This window comes from Actinoplanes sichuanensis, assembly GCF_033097365.1.
Lineage (GTDB): Bacteria > Actinomycetota > Actinomycetes > Mycobacteriales > Micromonosporaceae > Actinoplanes > Actinoplanes sichuanensis.
On the sequence record NZ_AP028461.1, the window covers coordinates 701,484 to 720,498 of the forward strand.

At 72.1% G+C, this 19,015-nt stretch carries 14 protein-coding genes and 1 pseudogene; 4 read left to right on the forward strand and 11 right to left on the reverse strand.

From position 1 onward, the window contains the following. Window positions 1-18: 18 nt before the first annotated feature. A pseudogene (locus Q0Z83_RS02985) lies at window positions 19-966 on the reverse strand (ATP-binding cassette domain-containing protein); the annotation flags it as partial. Between the two features lie 430 nt (window positions 967-1,396). Here Q0Z83_RS02985 and Q0Z83_RS02990 point away from each other — a divergent pair. Both Q0Z83_RS02990 and Q0Z83_RS02995 read left to right on the forward strand, forming a co-directional pair. After that, entirely contained in the window at window positions 1,397-1,864 is a 468-nt protein-coding gene (locus Q0Z83_RS02990; protein ID WP_317792218.1) for an ICP22 family protein, read from the forward strand. Between the two features lie 47 nt (window positions 1,865-1,911). Beyond that, entirely contained in the window at window positions 1,912-2,124 is a 213-nt protein-coding gene (locus tag Q0Z83_RS02995; RefSeq protein WP_317792219.1) for a hypothetical protein, read from the forward strand. Between the two features lie 185 nt (window positions 2,125-2,309). Here the strand turns inward: Q0Z83_RS02995 and Q0Z83_RS03000 are convergent, their stop codons facing one another. The 10 genes from Q0Z83_RS03000 to Q0Z83_RS03045 all read right to left on the reverse strand — a co-directional run bounded on the left by Q0Z83_RS03000 (window position 2,310) and on the right by Q0Z83_RS03045 (window position 17,050). Then, window positions 2,310-2,849, reverse strand: coding sequence for a carboxymuconolactone decarboxylase family protein (locus tag Q0Z83_RS03000; protein WP_317792220.1), 540 nt, complete (start codon window positions 2,847-2,849; stop codon window positions 2,310-2,312). A 49-nt stretch (window positions 2,850-2,898) separates the two neighbouring features. After that, window positions 2,899-5,451 (reverse strand): ATP-binding protein, encoded by a 2,553-nt coding sequence (locus Q0Z83_RS03005; protein ID WP_317792221.1) that lies wholly within the window; start codon window positions 5,449-5,451, stop codon window positions 2,899-2,901. Between the two features lie 62 nt (window positions 5,452-5,513). After that, window positions 5,514-9,035 (reverse strand): AfsR/SARP family transcriptional regulator, encoded by a 3,522-nt coding sequence (locus Q0Z83_RS03010; protein ID WP_317792222.1) that lies wholly within the window; start codon window positions 9,033-9,035, stop codon window positions 5,514-5,516. A gap of 156 nt (window positions 9,036-9,191) precedes the next feature. Then, window positions 9,192-10,661, reverse strand: a complete 1,470-nt coding sequence (locus Q0Z83_RS03015) for a GGDEF domain-containing protein (RefSeq protein WP_317792223.1) — start codon at window positions 10,659-10,661, stop codon at window positions 9,192-9,194. Window positions 10,662-10,674: 13 nt separating this feature from the next. Further along, complete coding sequence (locus Q0Z83_RS03020; RefSeq protein WP_317792224.1) at window positions 10,675-11,739, reverse strand: bifunctional glycosyltransferase family 2/GtrA family protein; 1,065 nt, start codon at window positions 11,737-11,739, stop codon at window positions 10,675-10,677. 5 nt (window positions 11,740-11,744) lie between these two features. Next, the gene (locus tag Q0Z83_RS03025) at window positions 11,745-12,698 is read right to left on the reverse strand and encodes a phosphodiester glycosidase family protein (RefSeq protein WP_317792225.1); all 954 of its coding nucleotides are present in this window, start codon (window positions 12,696-12,698) and stop codon (window positions 11,745-11,747) included. A 63-nt stretch (window positions 12,699-12,761) separates the two neighbouring features. After that, window positions 12,762-13,655, reverse strand: coding sequence for a helix-turn-helix domain-containing protein (locus tag Q0Z83_RS03030; protein WP_317792226.1), 894 nt, complete (start codon window positions 13,653-13,655; stop codon window positions 12,762-12,764). A 184-nt stretch (window positions 13,656-13,839) separates the two neighbouring features. After that, window positions 13,840-15,672, reverse strand: coding sequence for a carbohydrate-binding domain-containing protein (locus Q0Z83_RS03035; protein ID WP_317792227.1), 1,833 nt, complete (start codon window positions 15,670-15,672; stop codon window positions 13,840-13,842). Continuing rightward, window positions 15,672-16,451 carry a polyphosphate polymerase domain-containing protein gene (locus Q0Z83_RS03040; protein WP_317792228.1) on the reverse strand — a complete coding sequence of 260 codons (780 nt, stop codon included), beginning with the start codon at window positions 16,449-16,451 and terminating at the stop codon, window positions 15,672-15,674. Before Q0Z83_RS03040 ends, Q0Z83_RS03035 begins: the two co-directional genes overlap by 1 nt. Beyond that, window positions 16,448-17,050, reverse strand: a complete 603-nt coding sequence (locus Q0Z83_RS03045) for a DUF4956 domain-containing protein (protein ID WP_317792229.1) — start codon at window positions 17,048-17,050, stop codon at window positions 16,448-16,450. Before Q0Z83_RS03045 ends, Q0Z83_RS03040 begins: the two co-directional genes overlap by 4 nt. Window positions 17,051-17,220: 170 nt before the next feature. Between Q0Z83_RS03045 and Q0Z83_RS03050 the strand changes: the two genes are divergently transcribed. Both Q0Z83_RS03050 and Q0Z83_RS03055 read left to right on the forward strand, forming a co-directional pair. Next, window positions 17,221-18,603 (forward strand): ferredoxin reductase family protein, encoded by a 1,383-nt coding sequence (locus tag Q0Z83_RS03050; RefSeq protein ID WP_317792230.1) that lies wholly within the window; start codon window positions 17,221-17,223, stop codon window positions 18,601-18,603. 12 nt (window positions 18,604-18,615) lie between these two features. After that, window positions 18,616-19,014 (forward strand): FMN-binding protein, encoded by a 399-nt coding sequence (locus Q0Z83_RS03055; protein WP_317792231.1) that lies wholly within the window; start codon window positions 18,616-18,618, stop codon window positions 19,012-19,014. Window position 19,015 lies beyond the last annotated feature (1 nt).

Below are 19,015 nucleotides of genomic sequence, written 5' to 3' on the forward strand. Positions count from 1 at the left end.
AGACGCCGAGATGGGGGCGGTGTTGCCGGCGGTCAGGTGCAGGAAGGCCTCGTCCAACGTCGGGCGGTGCAGGCCGATGTCGGCCACGATCATCCCGGCCTCCTGCAAGGCGCGGGCGGTTGCGGTCAGCGTTTCCACCCGGTCCTTTTGCAGCGGTACGCGCAACCGCCTCTGATCCACGTCGATGTCCGGCCGGCCGCCGCTGATCCGGGCCAGGATGGCTGCCGCGGCATCGAGGTGGGCGCCGTCGCGGATGACCACCTCGAGACGGTCCGCGCCGAGAGCTGACTTGAGCTGGTCCGGGGTGCCCTGGGCGATGACCCGGCCGGCGTCGACGACCGAGATCTGGCCGGCCAACTGGTCGGCTTCCTCCAGGTACTGGGTGGTCAGCAGCACCGTGGTCCCGTCGGCGACCAGTCCGCGGACGGCGTCCCACACCTGGTTGCGGCTTCGCGGGTCGAGGCCGGTGGTCGGCTCGTCGAGGAACAGCACCCGCGGCCGCCGGATCAGGCTCGCCGCCAGGTCGAGGCGCCGTCGCATGCCGCCGGAATACTCCTTCGCGGACCGGCCGGCGGCGTCGGTGAGGCCGAAACGTTCCAGCAGTTCGTCCGCCCGGGCGCGGGCATCCCGGGATCGGAGGTGATGCAGCCGGCCGAAGAGGATCAAATTCTGCCGGCCGCTGAGCAGCTCGTCGACGGCCGCGTACTGGCCGGTCAGTGCGATCCGTTCGCGGACCAGGCCGGGCTCGCGGGTGACGTCGGCGCCGGCCACCTCCGCCCGGCCGGCGTCGAAGCCGAGCAGGGTGGCGAGCACCCGCACGGCGGTCGTCTTCCCGGCTCCGTTGGGTCCCAGCAGCCCGTGCACGATGCCCGCGGGCACCTCCAGGTCGAACCCGTCGAGCGCCACCGTCCCCGGCCCGCCTCGATAACGTTTGCGCAGCCCAGCGGCCGCGATCGCGATTTTCATGGCCACAGGCTGGCGCCCGCCGCTGACCGGCCACGCACCGCTCGCTGACGACCCACTGACCACCCCAGCCGGGGGCGAAGTGAAACACCGCGGGGCGAAGTGAGGGGCGAAGCGGACTCGGCCGGGCGAAGCGAAGGGCGAAGCGGACCAGGTGGGGCGAAGGAAGGGGCGAGGCGAAACTCAGCGGCGCGAAGTAAGGGGCGAAGCGGACCCGACCGGGCGAGGCGAGGGCGAAGCGAAACTCGGCGAGAAGGGTGGCGGGGCATCGGTGAGAGTGAATCGATAGTGGATCGACAGTCGCCGTACATAACGTTCGGCTACCGGCCGGTGACCGCGGCGGTCTGCGGTGAATTTGGGGGGCGGCGATGGCATACCGGTACGCACGGGTGGCAACATCCGCCGCGCTGAACCCGCCGATCACGGCGGTGGCGTGACCGCCCCACAACCCGGAGCGCAAGGTTCATCAGCCCTGCTCAACGATGCTTTCACGCAGGCTTGGCGGACGTCTCCATGGCTGCTCGCGGACCGCGCCGGGATCGCGCTGATCGGCGGTCTGGCCCCGGTCGCGGTCGCCTCGCTCACCGAACTGCTGCTCGACCACCTGTTCGGGGCCGGTACCGAAGCCGAGTCGCGTCGACCTGATGCCGACACCACCGCCGTGCTGTCCGGCGGGGTGGTCACCGAACTCGGCGACCACGGCACCCTGAAAAGGCCGCCGGATGGTGAAAGCCCGCCGGATGGTGAAAGCCCGCCGGATGGTGAAAGCCCGCCGGATGGTGAAAGCCCGCCGGATGGTGAAAGCCCGCCGGATTGCGAAAGGCCGCCGGATTGCGAAAGGCCGCCGGACGGCGAAAACCCGCCGGAAGGCGACACGCTTCGCCCGCCGACCGGCGGGTGAGAGACCGGCCGGTCACCCACCGGCCGGTGCGACGAGGGAGTGTGCACATGAGCATCTTCGGCAAGCTCGCCGATCGCCTGCTGGCGACGGTCGCCTCGACCACCGAGGTGGACGCCGCCTGCATCCTGCTGCGCCGGACGACCGTCCAGGCCGGCTGGTGCCGGGGCAGCGTCACGGGCGACCGGATCCCGCGGTACAAGTACACGTACATTTACGACAACTGCGCGGACCGGGTCACGTACAGCTGCCCGGCCGCCTGATGTCCGCAGGAAGGCCCTGCCGCCGGACGACGGCAGGGCCTTCCTGCGGGTCGCTCGATGCCGACCGCCGTCGTCGCAATCCGGCGCCGAGCCTGGACTTCCCGGCATCTCGGCTGCCTCCCGGTCGGCGACGTCCTCGCCACCGTCGTCCGCCGCCTCGCGAGGTGACACGCCGGCCGGTGCTTTCACGGCAGCACCGCCCGCAACGCCGGATCCAGGGAGTCGTAAACCTCGTCCGGGACCGTTCCGGTCGCGGCCAGAACCGTGGTGAAGAACCGCCGGGCGGCCACCGCCGCGACGATGTGGAAGATGTCGGTTTCGGACAGGCCGTGCGCGCGCAGCCGGTCCACGTCAGCCGGTGTCACGGCCGTCGGGTCACCGGCCACGAGCTCGGCGAACTCCATGATCGCCACCTCGACCCCGGCCAGGCCGGACCTGTCGGTGATCGCGTCGAGCAGGCCGGCGTCGTCGAAGCAGGTGTCTCGCAGCGCCGTCGCGAACGCCAGCGAGCAGTAGCGGGATCCGATCCGTCGGGCCGCGGCCAGCGTCACCAGCTGGTAGCGGCGCGGATCCATGGCGGTCCGCAACGACTTCGACAGCGCCGCCCAGCCCGCCTGCACGTCCGGGGCCAGCGCGAACACCCGCGAATAGTTGGCGACATAGCCGAGGCGTTCGCGGTCGGCGTCGTAGAGCGGCGAGGAATCCGGGGTGCGCAGCAGTGTCATGGCCGCCGACGGTAGCCGGGCGCGGGCCGGGTCTCGTGGGGGAAATCCCCTAACTTGAGCGCCGTCGAGCCGCCGCCTGACCGCGGCTGGTCACCCCCAACTTGTTCAGCACGGCGGAGACGTGGTGCTCGACGGTCTTGACCGACAGCGTCAGCCGGGCCGCGATGTCCGCGTTCGACAGTCCGTCGGCGAGCAGCTCGAGCACCTGCGCCTGCCGGGCGGTCAGGCCCGCGTCGTCGGCCGCGGTCGCGGGGCGTGGACCGCGCGGCACCCCGGTCACCCCCTGCCGCCGCAACTCGGCCCGCAGCCAGCCCGCCGCCCGCACCGCGCCAAGCTGATCAAGAACGGTCAAATACCCGGGATCAAACCTTGGCGGTGGTACGGCGACCGACGCGTCCCCGGCCAGCCGGAGGCAGTTCGCCAGCTCCGCCGCGAACCACCGGTGCCCCAGCGCCGTCGCCTGCTCGAACGCCGGCCGGGCCTCCGCCGCCGCCCGCACCGGATCACCGGCCAGCAGGAAGTACTCGGACCGGGCCGCCGCGACCAGCCCGATCCACTGCAGCTCCGCCAGCCCGTAGGCGTGCGCCGCCGCCGCGTCCAGGTCGGCCGACGCACCGTCCGCACCCCGCGCCGAGCGGATCCGTCCCCGCGCCACCAGCGCCGGAACCACTGCCACCCCGCCCCGGCTCGGCCGCTCCAGTGCGGACTCGGCATCGGCCAGCGCGCCCGCCCAGTCCCGCGTCTCGAACCGGATCATCGCCCGCAGGCCGAGCAGGTACTGCACATATCCGTCCAGGTCCTGCCCGGCGGCGTACGTGAGCGCCTCCTCCAGAGCGGCCGCGGCACCGGCGGCATCGGAACCCGACCGGGTGTCGTCCCCGGCCGGTAGGACTCCGCGGTGCGCGCAGTGCTCGATCAGGGTCGACGCCCGGTTCACCAGGGCCCGCGCGGCGTGGTCGGTGAGGCCCGCCGCGGCCGCCGCCCGGTGCAGGCGCCGAAGCTCCTGCGCCGCTGCCGGGTCGCCGGACTGCATGCGGGCGCTGGCCACGTTGACGCTCGCGTGCAGCTCCGTCTCCAGGTCGCCGAGGCCGGTGGCCAGCTGTCGGGCCCGGTCACCCCACTCCACCGCCGCGTCGAGTTCGTGCGCCAACATGTGCAACTGCGACCGGTTGCTGTACGCCATGGCCAGCGGCCGACCCGGCGGTCCCGTCTCCAGCGCGTCGACCGCCTCCGCCGCCGCCACCCGGGCCTCCGCGCCGTGGCCGCTCCACCAGGCCAGCCGGGAGATCCAGCGCAGGCAGCCGCCGATCCGGTCCGGGACGCCGAGGGACCGCCACACCCGCAGGGCCTCCCGGCAGGCGGGCAGACCCTCGGACGCCACTCCGGCCAGATACGCCTGTACGGCGTACGCCTCCAGCAGTTCGGCCCGGTCGGACGGGGGCAGTCGGGTCGCGTACCGCAGAACCGCCCGGTAGTGGGCCGCGGCCTCGCGGTGGGCGCCCTGCCCGGCGGCCCGCACCGCCGCCGCGGTGCCGTGCCGCAGCACCGCGCCTCCGTCCCCGGCCAGCCGCGCGTGATGGGCCCGCCGGGCCGGATCGACATCCCGGCGTTCCAGCACGTCGAGAACCCGTTGATGCAGGGCCGCCCGGGCCACCGGCGACAGGGATTCCTCGACCGCCCGGCGCAGCAGCTCGTGCCGGTAGCCGACGCCGACCCCATCGGCCGACGCCACCAGCACCCCGGCGTCCAGGCACTGCTGCACCTCCGGAACCCGGTCGCCGAGCAGCGCGTTCTCCGCCCGGGTGGGGACCACCGCGACCAGGCGCGCCAACTCCCGGGCCGGCCCCGGCAGCCCTTGAAGCCGCCCGAGAACCAGATCCCGCACCGCCTCCGGAACCGCCACCCGACCGGTTCGACCGGGCCGGCGTCCGAACAGCGCCCCGTCCGGCCGCTCGGCGTCGCCGAGTAGCTCGGTGACCAGTAGCGGATTGCCGCCGGTCAGATGGAACAGCTCGGCGGCGTCCCGGCCGGAGCGGGCCGCCTGCTCGGCCACGCACGCCTCGGACAGCGGCGGTAGCGGGATCCGGCGAACCACCTCCCGGGGCATCGCGGCCAGCGCCGCCCGCAACGGATGCTCCGGCCCCACCTCGTCATCCCGGAACGTCACCACGAGCAGCGCCGCCAGCCGCCCGATCCGCCGGGACAGGAACACCAGCAGGTCGGTCGTCGCCTCGTCGGCCCAGTGCGCGTCCTCCACGACCACCACCGGCAGCGGCCGCCGGCCGGGTCCGGACAGTTCGCCGACCAGCGCGTCCAGCACCTCCGCCCGGTCCGCCCCGGCGTTCAGGAGTTCGGCCAGCCGCCCGCCGGCCTGCCGCCCGATGTCGTGCACCGGTCCCAGCGCTCGCGGCGTGACCAGTGGATCACACATCCCCGGCAGCAGCCGGATCCGGCCACCACACCGCTGGCCGAACGCGGTGACCAGCGACGACTTCCCGATCCCGGCCTCGCCACCGACGAGAGCCACTCGCCCGGACCGCCGGCTCTCCCGAACCAGCTCGTCGAGCCGCGCCAGTGCCCCGGCCCGTTCCCACAGCTCCATCGCCGGAATCGTACGACGCCAGACCGCACACACCCGACCTCCGCGTCCGGACGCGACCGGCCTCAGGGTGTGCTCAGTGGCAGGTTCACGGCCTCGTCCGGGGTCAGGGCGGCCCCGGTGGCGAAGAGCGCCGCGAACCGTTCCGGGCCGAGGGCCTCCCGGGCGGCACCGGCGGCGACGCGGGCCGGTTCGGACACCTCCGGGTCGGGGCGCAGGCCCAGCGCCCGGACCGCGCCGAGCAGGAGGGCGGCGCGGTCCGGTGAACCGGCGGCGACGGCCAGACCGGCGAGCCGTTCGAAGGCCTCGGCCATCACCTGGAAGCCGAGCATCCCGCCGCGGATCGTGAACACCTCCCGGTAGCGGGCCGCCGCGGTCGCCGGGTCACCGGACATCTCCGCGATCCGGCCCAGCATCACCAGGATCGTCATCCGGGTCCCGTCGGCGCCGTACCACCCGGCCGGGCACGCGGCGAGGGCCTCGTCGCCGTACCGCGCCGCCAGATCGAGACCACCGGACGCCAGCGCCAGCGAACCGAGTCCGAGCAGGGCGGCCGCCACCAGTTCGGGGGCGCCGGCCGAGCGGGCCAGCTCGGCGGTGCGGGTGAAGTCGGCGGCCGCACCCTCCAGGTCACCGGTGTCCATCCGGGCCTGGGCCCGGCCGCGGAGCAGGTCGGCGACGTCGACGCCGGAGCCGAGCTCATCGGCCAGGCGCAGCGCCTCCGCGGTCGGTGCGATGGCGGCGGCCGGATCACCGCGCCAGGAGGCGACCTCGGCCAGCCCGGACAGCGCCAGCATCGCGCCCCAGCGATCGCCGAGGGCCCGGAACCCGTCGAGCGACTCCCGGAACTCGGGTTCGGCGAGAGCCGGGTCGGCACCGGAGAACAGCACCATCCACCCGGCGCCGATGCTGCCGAGCGCATGACTCCACGGGTCGGAGGCGATCTGCGCGCGGAGACGGCGGTTGAGTTCCAGGATGTCGCCGGGGTCACCGGACGGCGGGCCGACCGCCATCGCCGACAGGTACAGCAGGAACGGTTGCGCCGGAGCGGCCGACAGCGTCCGCATGTACCCGGCCCAGCGTTCCGCCGGACGGCCGTGACCGGCACTGTCGCTCAGCGCCGCGTTGAAGACGCTCAGCACGTACTCCTCGGTTCGTCCCGGCGGCGGCTCCGGGCCGGCCGCACGCAGGACGAGCCCGGACAGCGTCGCGGCCTCGCTGCGCAGCCCGCGCAGCCACCAGTAGAAGGACAACGCGGCGACCAGCCGGAACGCCGTCGTCAGCGCGCCTCCGGCGGCGCTGCGACGCAACGCGGCGTGCAGGTTGTCACGGTCGTCGTCGAGGCGGTCCAGCCAGGCGATCTGATCAAACCCGCGGAGGTACGGATCAGCGCGCTCAGCCAACTCCATGAAGTATCCGGCGTGTTCCCGGTGCATACGTCGACGTTCCCCGGATCCGGCCAGTCGCTCCGCACAGAAGGCCCGGATGGTCTCCAGCATCCGGTACCGTTCCCCGTCCCGCTCGATCAGCGACTTCCCGACGAGCCCCGCGAGCACGTCGACGACCGCGGTCGGAGTGTCGTCGACGGGTTCCCCCGCGGAGGCGTCGAGTGGTTCGGGCCCGCAGATCCGCTCGATCGCGTCGAGGGTCGCGCCGCCGGTGAAGACGGTGAACCGCCGGGCCAGGACCCGTTCCGGTTCGGTGAGCAGGTCCCAGCTCCAGGCCACGACCGCTTGCAGGGTGCGGTGCCGGCTCTCGGCGGTGCGGCTGCCGCCGGACAGCAGCCGGAACCGGTCCCCGAGCCGGGCGGCGATCTCGGTGACCGGAAGGGCGTGCAGCCGGGCCGCCGCGAGTTCGACCGCGAGCGGCAGCCCGTCGAGGGTGCGGCACAGCTCCCGGATGGCGTCGGCGTTCCCGGCCGTGACCGCGAACCCGGGCGCCACGTCAGCGGCCCGATCAAGAAAGAGCCGCACCGCCGGAAAGCCGACGAGATCCGCCCCGGGCCCGCCCAACCCAGAGGCGACCCGGAATCCGCCGTCGGCCGGGTTGTGGTCGGAGGCAGCCCCGAATCCGCCGGTGGCCGGGCCGACGGGTCGGACCGCATGATCACCGTCTGAGCCCGCGGGCCGCCCGGTCGGAGCCGCCGGTGGCACCGGGAGCCCGCCGACCGGGAGGAGCGCCTCGCCGGTGATGCCGAGCGGCTCCCGGCTGGTGGCGAGGATCCGCAGACCGGGCGCCCCGGCCAGCAGTCGCGCCGCCAGTGCCGCCGCCGCGTCGACGACGTGCTCGCAGTTGTCCAGGACGAGCAGCAGACGCCGGTCCCCGAGGGCTGCGACGAGCCGGTCGACCACGCCGGGTGCCGCCGTCGACGGTGTCTGTCGGGGCGGGCTGACCAGAACGTCGCGGAGGCCGAGGGCGGTCTGCACCGCGGACGGCACGCCCTCGGGCCCGGCGCCGGCGAGCTCCACGAACCAGACATCGCCGTCGTGCCGGGCGGCGGCCTCCGCGGCGAGCCGGGTCTTCCCCGCACCACCGGGTCCGTGCAGGGTGACCAGCCGCCGACTCCGGAGTACGGCCGCGACCCCGGCCAGCTCCCCGTCCCGCCCGACGAAGCTGGTCAGCTGACTCGGAACACCGTGCCGAACCGGGTTCCGCCCGTGCTCCGACCCACCCGGACCGGACTGCGGAAAGGGGCCGACCTGAGACAGGGAGCCGACCTGAGACGAGGAGCCGACCTGGGACAAGGAGCCGACCTGAGACAAGGAGCCGACCTGGGACAAAGGGCCGACCTGGGACGAGGCGCCGGCCTGAGGCAAGGGGTGGCCTGCCGGCGATTCGGCCAGGACGGGCGAGGACGCGAGGCCGCCGCGGAGCACGCTCGTATGCAGGGCGGACAATTCCGGCGAAGGGTCGGCGCCGAGTTCGTCAGCGAGGGTTCGGCGGGCGTCCTCGAACGCGGTGAGCGCCTCGGCCGGCCGGCCCGCCGCGACCAGCGCCCGCATGAGCAGTACCCGCGGACGTTCCCGGAGTGGGTGGGCGGCGATCAGGTCGCGGAGTTCGGTGATCGCGGCGGGTGGCAGCGGCGAGGACAATCCGAGTTCGGCCGCGTATCGATCTTCGAGGGCGGTCAGTCTCAGCTCGGTGAGCCGGGCGGCCTGGGCGTTCGCGAACGGCGCGTCGCGTACATCCATCAGGGGTTCGCCCCGCCAGAGATCCGCCGCCGAGCGAAGCAGGGTGACCGCCCGCTCCAGCGAGCCGGAGGCGAGGGCCTGATGGCCGTCGGCGGCGAGCGTCGCGAACCGGTGGGCGTCGACATCGTCGCGGTCCGCGGCCAGACGATATCCGGCCGGGCCGAGCTCGACCGGCAGCGACTGCCGCAGCCGGGACACCTGGGACTGGAGCGCGTTGGCCGCTCCGGCCGGCGGCAGATCGCCGTAGAGGCCGTCGATCAGCCGGTCGATCGGAACCGACCGGCCGGCGTCGAGGAGTAGCATCGCGAGCAGTGCACGCAGGCGGGGGCCGCCGAGCGGGATCGGGGTCCCGTCCGGCCGTTCCGCCTGGACCGGACCCAGGATGCCGAATCGCATGCCGACGATTCTGCCGCCCCGGGTCCGTCCAGCAAGGACCCGGGGACGGCGGCGAGGATCCGCGGACGGCGGCGAGGAGCCGGGGACGGCGGCGAGGACCCGGGGGCGGCGAAAAGAACCGAGGGACCGGGGGCCGGGTGGGGAAACGGCGTCGGGTCAGGCGGCAACCGGGGCGGCGGACGGTGTCTCGGTGGCGCGGGCGACCCGGTTCCGGCCGGCGTTCTTGGCCGCGTAGAGCGCCCGGTCGGCCGCCAGTACCAGCTCATCGGTGGTCCCGGCGGCGGGCATGCCGGCGATCCCGACCGAGACGGTCACGGTGAGCAGGCGGGACTCGTCGACCGCGATCGGCGCCGCGCCGACCCCGCGACGGATCCGTTCGGCGATCTCCCCAGCCTGCGCGGTGGTGGTGTCCGGCAGCAGCACCGCAAATTCCTCACCGCCGTACCGGGCGACCACGTCACCGGGCCGGACCAGCTCACGCAGGCGGTGGGTCACCTCGACGAGGACCCGGTCGCCGCCGTTGTGGCCGTACGTGTCGTTGACGCTCTTGAAGTGGTCGATGTCGAGGAGCAGCACGCTGACCGGCACGCCGTTCTTGACCGACCGTTCGCCCTGGTTGCCGAGGGCCTGTTCGAAGAACCGCCGGCTGCGCAGCCCGGTGAGCCCGTCGGTGACGGCGGCGTGCCGCTGCGCCTGCACGAGCCCGGCCATCCGCAGCATGACCAGCAGGAACAGCAGGTTGCACACGGCCGCGGCGGCGACCACGTGCTCCTCGCCGCCGGTGTAGTGCTGGATGACGATCGAGGTGGGCGCGGTGATCGCGGCGATCGCCAGGATGGCGAGCCGGCCCGGGGTGGCGTCCGGGGTGGCCGTGTTGGACGTGCTGACCATCTTGATCACGGACGGGTGCAGTACTCCGGCGGCGAGGGCGTAACCGGCGCCCATCCAGAACGCGTCGAGGAAGTTGCCGGCCTGGTAGGTGCCGGTCTGCGTCTGGTAGCCGTAGAGCGCGTCGGCGACCAGGACCAGCCCCAGATAGCCGCCGAAGAACCGGAGCGCGGCGGTGCGGGGTCCGGCGCCGAGCATCAGCCGCGCCCCGACGACGATGAGCATCAGGTCACCGACCGGGTAGGCGACCGACACCAGCGAGGTCAACTTGTCGCCGAAGTCGACAAGCGGCACGATCAGGAACTGGAAGACCAGGTAGCCGGTGCCGATCGCGACGATCGCCGCGTCGATGATGCTGGCGCTGTCCCAGCCGGGGGTCCGGCGGCGGATGATCAGCAGCATCCCGACCGCCATCAGCGGGTAGGCGAGCAGGTAGAACAGGTCCGGCACCCCCGGGTACGGCGGCTCGCCGTGCACCAGCGCGTCGAAGTAGAACAGGATGTCCCCGGTGACCCCGGCCGCCGCGGAACCGGCGAGCAGCAGCATGATGACCCGCATCGACGGGTGCCGCCGGGCGGTGGCCAGTGCCGCGCCGGCGAAGGTGGCGTTGGCGCTGACGTAGAGCGCCACCTGTACACCGGGCCACCGGCCGGCATGGACGAGCACGAAGTAGGCGCCGATGAGTACGGTGCCGGCGGCCAGGCACAACTGCCAGGCGGCCACACGACGGGAGGTCATCGCACCAGGTTGCTCACCCGCGGGTGCCGGCCGGCTGTGGTTCGGGTGCGATCGGGGTGCCGGTGTCGGCGGGCCGCCGGCCGAAGACGAACAGCCGCTGGACGGCGAATCCGGCGAGGAACAACGCGACCTCGGTGACGACCTTGCCGACGGCCAGCGAGCCGGTCGCGGCGGTAAGCCATTCGAGCAGTGCCACGTTGGCGGTCAGCGAGGCGACCGCGAGGGCGGCGTAGCGGGGCGCGGCCTGCCGGTGCGGGGTACGGCCGGCACCACCGAAGACGGCGGTCCGGTTGACCGTGTAGTTGAGGGTGGCGCTGATCAGCCGGGCGACGACCGCCGAGGTGACGAGCTGACCGGTCCACGAGACGAGGACGGCGAGCAGGGCGGCGTCGACGGCGAACGCGAGCAGGGACGACCCGGCGAACGCGAACAGCGGCCCGTAGATGCGTGCCGAGTCGATGATCGGCCGGAAGTGCGAGGAGCTGTTGCCGTCCAGATAGACGGTGGCGATGCCGACCTCCTCGACCGGCAGGCGTTCGCGGGCGGCGCGGAGCAGCAGTTTCAGCTCGTACTCGAATCGGTCGCCGGGCACCCGGCCGAGCCAGCCGAGCATCCGCGACGGATAGCCGCGCAGCCCGGTCTGGGTGTCGGTGACGGCGAGGCCGGTGATCATCCGGAACAGGATCCGGGTGGCGGCGTTGCCGTACCGGCTGCGGGCCGGGACCGGCCCGGTGAACCGGCGGACGCCGAGGACCATGGCCGCCGGTGAGGTGCTGAGCCGCTCGGCGACCGCCTCGATGTCCTCGACCCGATGCTGGCCGTCGCTGTCCGCGCAGACCACGTCCGCGCCCGGCCGGCGGGCGGCGATGTGCGCGAATCCGGTCTTCAGGGCGAAACCCTTTCCCCGGTTGGTGGTCAGGGTGATCACTTCGGCGCCGGCGAGGCGGGCCTCTTCGAAAATCTGGCGGTACGGGGCACCCGAGCCGTCGTCGACGATGAGGATGCGATGGCGGCCCAGCCGTTCCACGAGACGAACCAGGCGCTGGTCGGGCTGGTAGGCCGGGATGAGCACGATCATCGTCATCACCCGGCCACGTAGAGGATGTCGCTGGTGCCGCGCTCCTGGCCCTTGCCGAGCGGGTTGTTGACGAGCTTGTCCTGGAAGATCATCGCCGAGCTGCCGCCACCGTCCAGGTTGTACGCCACCTGTGCCCCGAGTCCGGTGAAGATCTCCGCGAACTCGGGCATGGTCACGCCCCGGCTGTATCCCTTGCTGCGCCCGTCGACGACCACGAACAGCAGGTGGTTGGTGTCGACGATGCCGATCCCGGTGCGCGGCTGCTGCCCCTGGATGGAGTGGTTGCCGAAGTTGGTGTCCACCTCGATCTGGTCGATCCCGGAGATCACCTGACCGTCCTGGACGAGCCCGGGCCCGAACGACAGCGTGTTCCACACCCCGGCCTCGATCAGCTCGTCGGCGCTGGTCGTCGTCTCGTCGTAGAGCTTCATCGACCCGTCGGCGTAGAGGGCCAGCCCCTGCCGGGCACCGGAGTCCCGGAACTTGACCCCGTTGCGGATGACGATGCCGGTGTCCCGGAACCCGTAGTAGTCGCCGTTGATGGCCAGGACCGCGTTCACCGAGGCGGCGATCTCCGACGGGTTCGCGATGATGTTCTCACCGAACTGGTCGTCAGCGAACGCCGACTTGACGATCGTCGCGTCGGTGACCTGCACGTCGGCCACGTAGTAGGTGACCTTGTCGGTGCCCGTACCGGTCGCCACGTTCTTGATCTTGATGGTGGCGGTGTCGCTGGAGTAGCTGCTGGCGGTCGCCGTGCCGGTGCTGTCCGCCTCGGCCGCGACCACGTTCTGGGCGGCCAGCTGGGAGGCGCCGGAGACCTCGACGTGGTCGAGGACGTAGCGGTCGAGGGCCCAGGCGCTACCGCCGCCGGCGGCGGCGAGCAGGCCCAGTCCACCGGCGAGCAGGCCGCGGCGGCTGATCCGGCGGGGTTGCGGGGGTGCGGGGTTCGTCGTCACGCATTGCAGTCAACCGGCGGATCTTGTGGACCTGCTGTGCCCGGCCCATGGGTGAATCGTGAGTTACAGCCGGGCCAGGTGTTCGCGAAGGATCTCCGGTGTCCGGCTGGGCAGCTCCGCCTCGATGAACAGTCGGCCGATCGCCGCCGCATACCTGTCCACCTCCTCGCGCCGCTCCAGATAGAGGCCGCTGGTGAGGTGTTCGATGTAGACGACGTCGGGCAGTTTCTCGTGTGGGAACCGCAGGATGCTGAACGCCTGCCCGGCGGCCGCGTGCCCGCCCTTGGCGAACGGCATGACCTGCAACCGGACCCGCGGCGACTCACAGATCGCCAACAGATACTCGATCTGCTCGCGGAGCACCTCGGGACCGCCGATCGGCCGGCGCAGCACCGCCTCGTCGAGGACCGCCCACAGCCGGGGCGCATCCGGCCGCTGGAGCACCTGCTTGCGGGCCATCCGGAGCTGGGCGCGCCGGGTGATCTCCTCCGGCCCGCCGTCCTCGTGGCCGAGTTTGATCACGGCCCGCGCATACGCGTCGGTCTGTAGCAGGCCCGGCACGAACTGGATCTCGTAGGTGCGGATCAGCTCGGCCGCCTGCTCCAGGTCCAGATAGTTCTGGAACCAGGTGTCCAGCACGTCGCCGAACGCCTGCCACCAGCTCGGCGCGTTGGCCTCGCGCATCATCGCCAGCACCCGGCGGTGCTCGGCCGGGTCCTCGACGCCGTAGAGTTTCAGCAGGTCGGTGACGTCACGTTCCTTGAAGCTGACCCGGCCCAGCTCCATTCGGCTGATCTTCGACTCGCTGGCCCGGATCGTGTAGCCGGCCTGGTCGCGGGTGAGTCCCTTGGCCCGTCGCAGGGCGCGCAGATGCCCGCCGAGCTGCAGCCGGCGCACCGTCGCCCCGCTGTTGTGGCTGAGGCCGTTCTCGTCGTTGTCGGTCACTTCGTCGGGCACTTTATCGACACCTCGGACCTCTTCGAGAGTCCTGTGTGGATCCTGGGTTGGCGATCCGCATCAGCATACTCACGACCGTGCCGGTTCCGCGCCGGAGGTCAACTCGAAGAGCGACGGTCCGGTCACAAAAGCGGCGCCCGGAACCGTTGCCGGTTCCGGGCGCCGCATCGGGGGTGAGAGGTGGTCAGCGGCCTCCGCGACGGCCCTGGCCGCCGCCGGCCGGGGCCTGCCCGGCGGTCACCGTGGCGACCTTCACGGCCGAGCCGAGCGAGCCGGAGGCGGCCAGACCGCCGGTGCTCGCACCGGTCGCGGTCCCTCCGGTGTGGATCGTGTACGACTCCCCGCTGGTGATCTTCGACGACGAGAAGGTGATGTTCTGCACGGACTTGCCGGTCACGTAGGTGGCGACGACCGTACCGTCGCTGTCGGTGATCTGCACCGTGGTGCCGGCCGCGATCGCGCTGTCCAGCGTCGCCGAGATCCAGCCCTGCTCGGAGTCGGTGCTCGGGGTGACCACCATGCCGGCGCTGCCCGCGGCGAGCAGTGTGCCACCGCTGACCGTGAACGATCCGTTGACGTCGAGCGCCCCGTTGCCGTTGCCCTCCGGCCCGTTCACCACGACCGTGCCGCCGGTGATCGAGGCGACGCCGTTGGAGTCCAGCCCGTCGCCGTTCGAGTCGATGACCAGGGTGCCGCCGTTGATCGTCACCGAGAAGTCGCCGACCTCCTCACCACCACCGCCGGGACCGCCGCCACCACCGGGGAAGCCGCCGCCGCCCTGCTGACCGCCCTGGTCGGCGGTGTCGGTGCCGGTGGTGCCGCCGGCGCCGTTGATGCCGTCGTCGCTGGAGACCACGTGCACCGTGCCGTCGTTGAGGACGAAGACCGCCGCCTCCAGGCCCTCGACCGCCGAGGTGACCTCGAGCGATCCGGCGTCGATGATCTGCTGGCCCTCCGCGTGCACCCCGTCGTCGCCGCTGGCCACGGTCACCTTCGCGCCGTTGAAGTGCACCGCGCCGTCGGTGTGCACCGCGTCGTCGGACGAGTCGACGGTGACCGTGCCCCCTTCGAGAACCGTGATCACCCCGGACTTGAGGCCCTTGGCCGAGACGTCGTCGGACGGCTTGACCGCATGCCCGCCGCCGGCCGTGATCGCGATGGTGCCCTTGGTGACCACGATGTCGGTGGCCGCGTCCACGCCGTCGCCGGCACTGGTCACGGTGATCGTCCCGCCGGACACCGACACGAACCCGGCGTCGGTGTCCTCGTCGTTGTCGGCCTTGATGCCGTCGCCACCGGCGGTGACCGTGATCGTCCCGCCGGAGACCGCGACGTAGTCCTTGCCGCGCAGCCCGTCGTCCTCGGCCGTCACGGTGATCGTGCCGGACTCGATCAGTACGCCGTCCTTGCCGGCGATGCCGTCGTTGCCGTTGCCGGTGACGGTCAGCTTCCCGTCGCCGGTGATCGTCAGGTCGCCCGCGCTGAACAGGGCGGCGTTGACGTCCGCGTCCTCGGCGTAGGACGACGCGTCGGAGAGTGTGCTGGTGGTGCCGTCGGCGAGCGAGACGATCAGCTGATCCACCTCGGTGGCGGCGATCGCCGCGCCGGTGCTGCTGCTGATCTCGGCGCCGTCCAGGATCAGGGTGACCGTGGCGTCCGGAGCGTTCACCACGATCTGCCCGGCCAGTTCCCCGCTGACCCGGTAGGTGCCGGCCGCGGTGATGGTGACCGTGTTCCCATCGACGGTGACGCCGTCACCCGACGCGGTGGCCGAGTCGCCGGTCAGCTCGATCGACACCGTGTCGGAGGTGGTGGCGGAGGCGGTGTGCACCGACTTGTCGGCGGCCAGGACGGTCTCGGCGCTCTGCGTGCCGTCCACCGTGGACGCGTCGACGGTGCTGGTCGCGGCCACCTCGGTGGCCGCCGTCGTGGCGTCGGAGGAGGAGCAGCCGGCCAGCATGGCGGTGGCCAGGACCAGGGAGCTGACGGCGGCGACGACCTTCTTGCGGAGTCTCATCAGATTCCCTTCGAGGTGGTGGTGAAGTGGCGGCGCAGGACGGGGCGCCAGCGGTTGGCGGGCAGGTCGGGGCGCAGGGCGGCGAGCCCGGTCGCGTACTTGGAGATGGCGGCCGGACGGTGGCCGAGCGACCAGAGCAGCCGGTCGACGTCGGAGGCGGCGCGGCCGGACTTGGTCTCGACGATCACCGACTGCGGCATCTGGACCGTCGAACCGTCCGGCAGCTGCCAGGCCAGGCCGGTGTCGATGGTGACCCGGCTGCCGGTGGACGGCACGTAGAGGGTGTTGCGGCGGTAGTAGGTGGCCATCACCGGGCGCAGCGCGAACACGTCGGGGCGGAGCCCGGCCTCGGCGAGGACGGCGGCCGCGTACGCCCGCCCCTCCGCGCCCAGGTCGGCGCCGTCTCCGGCGTACGGGATGCGCTCCTTGACGGTGACCCCACGCGAACCGCGCGTCTTCACCTCGACGAAGTTCAGGCCGCTGTCCAGATAGGTGCGGACCCGGACCTTGAAGCGCCGGCGGCGGCGGTGCGCGGCGGCCAGGAAGCTGTCCATGGCGGCCGTGTCGAAGTAGATCGACCGGTAGCCGAAGGTGCGCTGCTGATCGATCTGCAGGGCCCGCACCTCGTACGGCATCCGGTCCAGCAGGGCCGGCAGCGCGTCGGCGGGCAGCACGTACTTGCGGTCCAGTCGGGTCAGCAGGGCGGCCGCACCGACCAGCTCGTCGAGGGAGATCGGCGCGAACCGGTGGAAGAGCGGAACCTCGGTGGTGACGGTCATCGGGCGTTCACCCGCTCCATCCGCGGGCCCGGCCGGGTGGCGGCGTGGCTTTGGCCGGTACCGGCGATCCAGCGGACCTCGACCAGGGTGCTGTCGTTGACCATGTCGATCTGCTTGACCGCGACGGCGGTCACCTGGCCGCCGAGTACCTGCTCCAGGTGGGCGCGCAGGGCGGTCTCGTCGCTGTGGGCGACGTCGAGCCGGATCAGCTGGTTGCGGTGCCTACGGAACAGGGCCGGGTGGTCGCCGACGAAGAGCGCGGCCACGACCAGGGCCATCAGGCTCAGGTGCAGGATGTCCATGACGTTGCCGAGCCCGGCGATCAGGCCCAGGGCGAGAGCGGCGAAGTAGTACGCGATCTCGTGCTGGCTGATCTCGTCGGAGCGGAGCCGGATGATCGACAGGACGCCGAACAGGCCGAGCCCGAGGCCCGCCCCGACGGTCGAGGAGCCGAGGACGGTGGCGACGGCGAGGACGCCGATGTTCACTCCGAGGAAGGCGGCGACCAGATCCCGCCGCCGGTGGCGGGGGAAATAGACACCGAACGTCAGGACGATGATCGCGACGAGATCCGCGGCGACGGCGAGCAACGTGGTCACTAGAGGCTTCCTTCAGGTGGTGTTCATCAGGTGTTTCCATTTCGCCGGACGACCCTGTCCGCATCCTGTGAGGTCTCTATGGCGTTGAAGTGAGTTCGCCCGGACGCTCTTAGGCAACCCTTAGAAACCGACCCCGGACGTCTTAGAAGATCCGGTCAGGGTTGGCGCTCATGACCGTCACCACCGCACCCGCCGCAGTCCGGCGCCGGTTGCCCGTCACCCCCGTGTGGTGGCCGGGCGCCGGCGCGACAGCCGCCGCGCTGAGCCTTCTGATCGTCACCGTGCTCTGGGTGGGCAACGGCGGCGTCTCCGATCTGACCGGTGGCGACGCGGTCACCGCGATCGGCCGGCTGACCGGCCTGTACGCCTCCGACCTGCTGCTGCTCCAGGTGCTGCTGATGGCCCGGATCCCGCTGGTGGAACGGGCCTTCGGCCAGGACCGACTGGCCCGCTGGCACCGGTGGACCGGGTTCACCTCGTTCTGGCTGATGGTGCTGCACATCGTCACGATCACCATCGGGTACGCGGCCGGGGCGAACCCGATCACCACGCTGTGGAACCTGGTCGTCGACTACCCGGGGATGCTGCTCGCCGCGGCCGGCACGCTCGCGCTGCTGATGGTCGTGGTCACGTCGATGCGGGCGGCCCGGCGCAGGCTGCGCTACGAGTCGTGGCACCTGTTGCACCTGTACGCGTACCTGGGTGTCGGGCTGGCGCTGCCACACCAGATCTGGACCGGGGGTGACTTCACCGGCACGGCCTGGGCGCGGGCCTACTGGTGGACGCTCTATCTGGCCGCGGCGGGCGCCGTCGTCGCGTACCGCATCGGGTCGCCCTTGATCCGTAACCGCAGGCACCGCCTGACGGTGAGCCGCGTGGTCGCCGAGGGACCGGGTCTGACCTCGGTGTATCTGACCGGTGAGCGGCTCGCCGAGCTGCCCGCCCGGGCCGGTCAGTTCTTCCACTGGCGGTTCCTGGACGGGCCCGGCTGGACCCGCGCCAACCCGTTCTCGCTGTCGGCGACGCCGCACGGCGACAGCCTGCGGATCACCGTGAAGGACGCCGGTGACGGCAGCTCCCGGGTCGCGAACCTGAAACCGGGCACCCGGGTGCTGTTCGAGGGCCCCTACGGCAAACTGACCGGCGAGGCCTGGGCCGGTGAGCCGATCGTGCTGATGGCCTGCGGCATCGGCATCACCCCGCTGCTGGCGCTGCTCGGCGAGCTGCCCTATGCCGACGGCGAGGCGACCCTGATCTACCGGGCCCGCACCGACGCCGATCTGGCCTTCCGTGGCGAGCTGGAGTGGTTCGCGGCGCAGCGCGGAGTGCGGGTGGTGCACCTGACCGGAACCCGCGCCCGCAGCACCTCCTGGCTGCCCGGCGCGCTGGCCGGCACCGACGACGCCGCGGCACTGCGGCAGATCGAACCGCGGATCGCGGCCGCCCGCGTCTACATCTGCGGCCCCGAGGAGTGGGCCGCCGCCGCGAAGGCCGCCGCGACCGGTGCCGGCGTCCGCGTGGACCGGGTCCACACCGAGCTCTTCGCCTGGTAAGGAGAATCTTCGATGCGACGAATCAGCCTGTGGGGGCTCTCCACCCTGGCCGCACTCGTGTTCCTGTTCAGCTACCGGACCAGTACCGGCGGCACCACCGCCGAGGTCACCGTCGCGGCGACCCCGGCCGGGGAGGGGCAGACCTTCACCGGGCAGACCGCGCAGACCCGGGAGGGCGACGTCCAGGTGGTGATCACCGTCGCCGACGGGAAGATCACCTCGGTCGCCGTGCCGGTCTACCCGACCGGCAGCCGTAGACACGACGAGATCAGCGCGCGGGCCGTTCCCGAACTGGTCGAGGCCACCCTGGCGGCGCAGGGCGCGGACATCGACTCGGTGTCCGGCGCCACCTACACCAGCGGCGGCTACAAGCAGTCCCTGCAGTCGGCGATCGATTCTGCCGGGCTTTAAT

Excerpts from the sequence above, each read along its gene's own strand:
- Q0Z83_RS03005 (WP_317792221.1), bottom strand. The coding sequence starts at position 5,451 with ATGGAGCTGTGGGAACGGGCCGGGGCACTGGCGCGGCTCGACGAGCTG.
- Q0Z83_RS03035 (WP_317792227.1), bottom strand. The coding sequence starts at position 15,672 with ATGAGACTCCGCAAGAAGGTCGTCGCCGCCGTCAGCTCCCTGGTCCTG.
- Q0Z83_RS02995 (WP_317792219.1), top strand. The coding sequence starts at position 1,912 with ATGAGCATCTTCGGCAAGCTCGCCGATCGCCTGCTGGCGACGGTCGCC.
- Q0Z83_RS03050 (WP_317792230.1), top strand. The coding sequence starts at position 17,221 with ATGACCGTCACCACCGCACCCGCCGCAGTCCGGCGCCGGTTGCCCGTC.
- Q0Z83_RS03000 (WP_317792220.1), bottom strand. The coding sequence starts at position 2,849 with ATGACACTGCTGCGCACCCCGGATTCCTCGCCGCTCTACGACGCCGAC.
- Q0Z83_RS03020 (WP_317792224.1), bottom strand. The coding sequence starts at position 11,739 with ATGATCGTGCTCATCCCGGCCTACCAGCCCGACCAGCGCCTGGTTCGT.
- Q0Z83_RS03015 (WP_317792223.1), bottom strand. The coding sequence starts at position 10,661 with ATGACCTCCCGTCGTGTGGCCGCCTGGCAGTTGTGCCTGGCCGCCGGC.
- Q0Z83_RS03055 (WP_317792231.1), top strand. The coding sequence starts at position 18,616 with ATGCGACGAATCAGCCTGTGGGGGCTCTCCACCCTGGCCGCACTCGTG.
- Q0Z83_RS03040 (WP_317792228.1), bottom strand. The coding sequence starts at position 16,451 with ATGACCGTCACCACCGAGGTTCCGCTCTTCCACCGGTTCGCGCCGATC.
- Q0Z83_RS03010 (WP_317792222.1), bottom strand. The coding sequence starts at position 9,035 with ATGCGATTCGGCATCCTGGGTCCGGTCCAGGCGGAACGGCCGGACGGG.